The organism is Bowmanella yangjiangensis (assembly GCF_017255015.1).
Classification (GTDB): Bacteria; Pseudomonadota; Gammaproteobacteria; order Enterobacterales; family Alteromonadaceae; genus Bowmanella; species Bowmanella yangjiangensis.
On record NZ_JAFKCS010000406.1, the window covers coordinates 1 to 700 of the forward strand.

Consider the following 700-nt stretch of genomic DNA (forward strand, 5'->3'; position numbering starts at 1 on the left):
TGGTAGTAGTGGTTGAAAGACATTAGCGGGCCTTCTCCATGGCCGATTCGGTGCATTGCCAGAGGCTGTCCGGCATCTCTTCTTCGCGCTCTGCGAGGTGTTCCGGCTGCAGCAGCAGCCGTGGCAGCTTCATCGGTTCTGACGAGCATCCCTGCAGGCTGATCCAGCCGCAGCGACGCGTGTGATAACCCGGGGCACTGACCGAGAGCGCGGTCAGGCAGCGTGGCGCATCGGCCAGCCAGGCCATCAGGCGATGGTCACGTCGCTCGGCAAAGGCGAAGCGCCCAGCGGAATCGCTGAGGGTTTCGGATACCCACGACGCGTCACTGCGAACCTGCAGCTCGAGCGTGGCGCCCGGCACGCCCAACCCTGTCTCGGCAGACAGCACACGGCCCTCGATGGCAGCGTTCCGGATCACCGAGTGCGGGTAGGGAACACAGGCACCGAGTGCAGAGAACGCAGCGAGCATCACGCTGAAGCCCAGTGTTCCCTGAGGCGCAAAGTCGCCCTCATAGCCATGATGGAAAGACATCAGACAGACGACTCCAGGTCATTGCCGGCAAAGGCGTCCTGCAACTGCACATACTCACGCCAGGCTTCAGGGTGAGCGGGGTTGTGCAACCAGTCACTGCGCTGTTCCTGAGTCAGGGACTGCCAGTAAGGCCACCAGCAGTGATGCCACCAGTGCTCGAGATTGCCC

Annotated in this window: 1 protein-coding gene; it reads right to left on the minus strand. The window is 62.7% G+C overall.

All coding sequences use genetic code 11. The features are described from left to right. Nucleotides 1-22 precede the first annotated feature (22 nt). On the minus strand, nt 23-532 hold the full coding sequence (locus J0A65_RS24835; protein WP_206596903.1) for a carboxypeptidase-like regulatory domain-containing protein: 510 nt from the start codon (nt 530-532) through the stop codon (nt 23-25). Between the last annotated feature and the right edge of the window lie 168 nt (nt 533-700).

Excerpts from the sequence above, each read along its gene's own strand:
- J0A65_RS24835 (WP_206596903.1), bottom strand. The coding sequence starts at position 532 with ATGTCTTTCCATCATGGCTATGAGGGCGACTTTGCGCCTCAGGGAACA.